General features: G+C 43.4%; 2 protein-coding genes. Both read right to left on the reverse strand.

What is annotated here, in order from left to right; all coding sequences use genetic code 11:
- Positions 1–4: 4 nt before the first annotated feature.
- Positions 5–3,211, reverse strand: coding sequence for an efflux RND transporter permease subunit (locus CK510_RS25555; RefSeq protein WP_095724348.1), 3,207 nt, complete (start codon positions 3,209–3,211; stop codon positions 5–7).
- Positions 3,212–3,365: 154 nt separating this feature from the next.
- The gene (locus CK510_RS25560) at positions 3,366–4,895 is read right to left on the reverse strand and encodes an efflux RND transporter periplasmic adaptor subunit (protein WP_095724349.1); all 1,530 of its coding nucleotides are present in this window, start codon (positions 4,893–4,895) and stop codon (positions 3,366–3,368) included.
- Positions 4,896–5,374: the final 479 nt, after the last annotated feature.

Raw genomic sequence — 5,374 nt, forward strand, 5'->3', positions numbered from 1 at the left:
CTAATCACGATCGCCATTTTTCCGCTTCTGGGGGTAGGTTTAAAGTATCTGGAAGCGAATCCTGTTGATTCTCGCGCCTTTTTTTGTTCGTTTTTTTACCTTTAAAGCCATAACGTCCAAAGTCTAAAATGAAATTTTGGAAATTCTCGATATAACTGAATAGCACTGGCACAACTAGCAATGTCAATAGTGTCGAGGTGGTAAATCCTCCTAAAATGGCAATACCCATTGGTTGACGAACTTCCGCACCAGCACCAACTCCCAATGCTAAGGGAATAATCCCGGCAATTGTGGCAAATGAGGTCATTAGAATCGGACGTAAGCGGGATACCCCTGCATCGACTAAAGAATGGCGTAAGGATTCCCCTGCTGCCAAATTGATTAATGTATAGTCAACCAACAAAATCGAGTTTTTGGTGACAATACCCAAAAGCAAAACTACCCCAATCAAAGCGTAAAGTCCCAAGGCTTTCTGTGCTACCAACAAAGCGACTAATGTACCACCCAAACAGAAGGGTAATGCAGCCATAATTGCGATCGGGTACAAAAAATTGTTATACAGCAGTACGAGAATACCGTAAATCATGATTACTGCCACACCCAAAGCAAGCCCAAATTTGCCGAAAATGTCTGCCATGATTTTGGCATCACCTGCGGAACGTCGTGTTACACCTAAAGGTAGATTTTGCAGCGCTGGGAGTTTCTCGACAGCATCCAGAGCATTACCCAAAGAAGTTCCTTCTAAATTTGATTCCACCGAAACTTGTCGCTGTCTATCAAAACGGTTTATAGTTGCAGGACCACTACCAAAACGAATATCAGCCACGGAATTTAGCGGTACAATTCCACCACCAGTACGGGGAACTTGCAAATTCTTGATAGTTTCAATATCTTGACGTGCTTTCGGATTGATTTGGACACGAATCGGAATTTGGCGGTCGGGAAGGTTGAATTTTGCTAAACTTGCGTCATTATCACCAATCGTAGCTAACGAAGCAGTACGTGCGATCGCTTGGACAGTGACTCCCAAATCTGCGGCACGTTGGGGGTTAGGAATTACTAAAATTTCTGGTTTGACTAAACTCGCACTCGATGTCACCTCAACCAAACCCGGTATATTTCGCATTTCCCGTTCGAGATTATCAGCGACTTGGATTAATTGTTGGGGATTTTCACTTTGTAAAACCACCGTTAAATCTTTTCTCCCTCCTACAGCACTCGCACTTTGGAAACTAATTCTCGCACCAGCAATTTGGGCAAAATCGGGACGTATTTGCTGTTCAAAGTCCAACTGGGAAAGTTTCCGTTCTTCTTTCGATTTGAGCTTGACTGTAAGAGTCGCTGAATTAATATCTTGGGTTGCCAATACGTTTTCGACTACAGTATTTTCCCTAACGATATTAGTTAATTGGGTTACAGCTTTGTTAGTATCTGCCAAAGTTGAACCGGGAGGTAACTCAACCGAAATTGTGGATATACCAATATCACCACCATCAACCAATCCCTTGGGAATCAAGGGAATCAACATCACACTACCAATGAAAAATGCTACTGCGATCGCAATTGTGATGATGCGATGGTTCAAAGACCATTTCAGTAGGGATTTATAGGGTTGAAAGCGACGACGGGATGGGGAAGGAAGAGAAGGAGAGAAAAAGCGAGAAATAAAGGAAAATTTCCCTTTGCCCTTTGCCCTTTGCCCTTTGCCCTTTGCCAATTTTCCCCGATTATCCTGAAGTAAATAAGCCCCCATCATTGGTGTCACCATGCGGGCAACTAAAGTTGAGAAAAACGTCGAAACGGCAACCGTAACCCCGAAAGGCTGGAAAAACTGACCGGGAATCCCACCCATGAACGCCACAGGAAGAAACACCGCGATAATGGTAGCTGCGGAAGCTATTACAGCTAAACCCACCTCATCTGACGAATCAAAAGCCGCTTGACGGGGTGATTTACCCATTGCCATGTGCCGTTCCATGTTCTCTATTTCCACCACGGCATCATCGACTAAGTTCCCCACAGCTAATGCCAAACCCAACAAAGTCATATTATTGAGGGTATAACCCAGGGTTTGCTGGACAAAAAATGTCGGTAACATTGACAGAGGCAACGCCACTGCTGTAATTAATGTTGCTCGCCAGTTACGCAAGAACAACATAATAATAATTACAGCCAACACCGAAGCCTGAATTAATTCCTCGATTGTACTTTGATAGGAATCACGGACGAATGCAGCACGGGTAAAAATTAATTCAATACTAACGTTTTGACTTTTAAGTGTTTTATTTAATTCTTTAACAGCTTCTTGTACCCCTGCTTCCACGGTAACGGTGACGCTACCCGTACTCCGCAGAATTTGGAATGCAACCACAGGATTGTTATTGAGCAGGGCAGCTTGACGGACATCTCCAAAGCTATCTTCCACAGTTCCCAAACTGGATAAAGGTGCAGAACCACCATTGGGAAGGACTATTTCATATTCCCGTAGCTGTTTAACTGTTTGGGCACTGCCAAGAGTCCGAATACTTTGTTCACTACCACCTAATTCAGCCCGTCCACCAGGAAGGTTAATATTAAATGCCCGTAATTGGTCATTAACTTGAGTTGCGGTAATATTTAAAGCTTGTAAGCGTTCGGGGTTTAAATTCACGCGAACCTCACGATTTACTCCACCAACCCGGTTTACTTGGGCAACACCTTTAACACCGAGCAAGCGGCGACTAATATTTTGGTCAACAATATTACTTAACTCTTCGACTGATAGAGTATCTGATTTTACGGCATAGGTAAGAATTGGACCACCCGAAAATTCCAATCGCTTGACAATTGGGTCATTAACATCTTGGGGAAGGTTTTGGCGAATTTGTGCGATCGCATTTCTGACATCGTTGGTTGCGCGATCGGTATTTATTCCCAAGTTAAAGGCAATGACTGTGGTGGAAATGCCATCGCTAACAGTCGAACGCAACTCGTCAATGTTTCCCAAACCCGCAACTGCATCTTCAATCTTCTTTGTCACCTGGGTTTCCAATTCTGCTGGACCAGCACCAGGTTGGGTTACAGTGACGGAAACAGTAGGTACATCGATGTTTGGACTGGTATCAATTCCTAAATTTAAGAAAGAATACCAACCAATTAAAGTCAGAATTAAAAATAAGACTATCGTCGGAACGGGCTTTTTAATTGACCACGCAGAAAGATTAAAAGACATATTTATTTAGGGAATGGGCATTGGGAATTGGGCACTTAATATTTTTCTCAATAAAAATCATCGTACGACCCGGTGGGTCGTCTCTTTTTAATTAATTTTAATTAATTTTAATTAATTTTAATTAATTTTAATTATAGACGACCCATCGGGTCGTCTATTGGTTGACTCGTACTGTATCGCCATCTTTGACATAACCAGCACCATCGACAACAATGCGATCGCCTACTCGAATTCCGCTTTTAATCTCAATTCTGTCACCATTAAGAATCTCTCCCACTTCTACTTTCTGGGTTTTTATCTTATCTACCTTAGCTGAAGCCCCAGTACCTACGTCTTCACCCGATAGCATGAATACAACAGTATTGCCATCCGATTGAGATTGTACGGCTTTCTGCGGTATGGCTACACCCGTTTGCGTGGTCGTTGTAATCGCGGCACTGGCAAACATTCCCGGTTTAAATAAACTCGTTGACGGTAAATCGATTTTTACTGTTGCTTCCCGTCGCTGCTGATTGACAATTGCTTCTATATCCCTAACTGTTCCCTGCAACCGCACACTATTATCCCTCGCTGATGTAATCTGGACAGTTGCACCAACTTTGATTTGCCCTAACTGATTTTCCGGAACCAGGGCTTGTAACTCCAATTGCCCATCCTGAATAATTGAGAATAGTTTCTGAGAACCTCCCACAACTGTCGCCACCTGGGTTTGTGGGGGCACACCCGTAACATCACCTACACGGGTCAACTGTTCGGCAACAATTCCTGACACTGGCGCACGAACCACCGTTTGCCCAAGCTGGGTTTTGAACTGCTCAACTTTGGCATTATTACTTTTAACATTAGCTTGGGCGCTATTTATACCCGCTTCCGCAATCTGCACACTCGCTTGAGCTATACCAATATTCGCCCTGGCACTCTCAACATTAGCTTGAGCGCTGCGAATATTTGCTTCTTCTTGCCTCACTGCTTCCCTCGCAGTTGTGAAAGTAGTTTCGTTCGTATCTAATACTTGACGGCTAATTGCTCCCTGTGCCAAAAGTTCTTGGTTGCGGCGAAAATTACGCTGTGCATCTACCAATCTCGCTTTTGCTTGGGCTAAGTCGGCTTGTCTTTGTTGCACTACCGCTTGACTTGCTGCTAGCGCTGCTTGGCTTGATGTCAATCCAGCTTGCTTTGAGACTAAATCAGCTTGCTTTGATGTCACATCTGCCTGCTTCGATTCCACATCTGCCCTGGCTTGGCGAATTTGGTCTTGTAAAAGCGAATTATCGAGTATCGCCATTACTTGCCCAGCTTTGACTGAATTCCCTACCTTCACAAGCACTTGCTTGACTTGCAAACCACTTGCTTGGGGTAAAACCGGGGTTAAATCCCGTGCTGCGACAGTTCCACTAACATTCAGAGAGCGACTAATACTAGTAGATTGGGCTGGTGTCGTAGTTACAGTCATTGCTGGAGGAATCGAGGCTGCGACTTTACTTGCTGCCGGGGCTTTTTGTGCCGTCGAACGCTGATCCAAAATCCGGATTGTACCAATTGCGATCGCAATCCCCAAACCCAAACCCAGCAACAATGGTGTCAACCACCCCCGTCGCCGTTTCCCCTGCTCTTCTTTCTCAATGTCATCAACTGCTAACACCGAGTCTTGCACCTCTAAATCCGAAAAACCTTCATCTGCCACAGTTATTCCTCCACTTTCACCACAGCATTACTACGAAATTTTGCTTAAGAAATATTGAAAATAGTTACTGTATATTAACTATGACGCATTTATTGAACTTATGGTTATACAATCCCCATTCCTTGGAGCCATATTTTTAGATATTGGGAAAGTACATCAATAGTTGTGTAAATAATTTGAGATTATTTTAAATCTTGTAAAATGCACTTATTGTAGTATTGCAGTACTATAATGCCATAGTATTTATCGTTTGTAAATTAGTAGCATAATACACATATAATCCTCATCTACGATAATCTTAAAAATGAAACTTGGAATCGATATCAATCATCTTTAGATAAAGTCTTATACTAAAAACGGGTTATAACTTTACTTTTAACAAGGGTGAAAATCTTGAAGATACTACCCTCCGGGAACGCGGTAGACGCTGAGTCGCAAAGCGACACGCTGCGCGTAGCTTGCTTCCACGGAGTGGTACG

This window comes from Brunnivagina elsteri CCALA 953, from assembly GCF_002289455.1.
GTDB classification, from domain to species: domain Bacteria; phylum Cyanobacteriota; class Cyanobacteriia; order Cyanobacteriales; family Nostocaceae; genus Brunnivagina; species Brunnivagina elsteri.

Coding starts and splice junctions, on each gene's coding strand:
- CK510_RS25555 (WP_095724348.1), bottom strand. CDS start 3,211: ATGTCTTTTAATCTTTCTGCGTGGTCAATTAAAAAGCCCGTTCCGACG.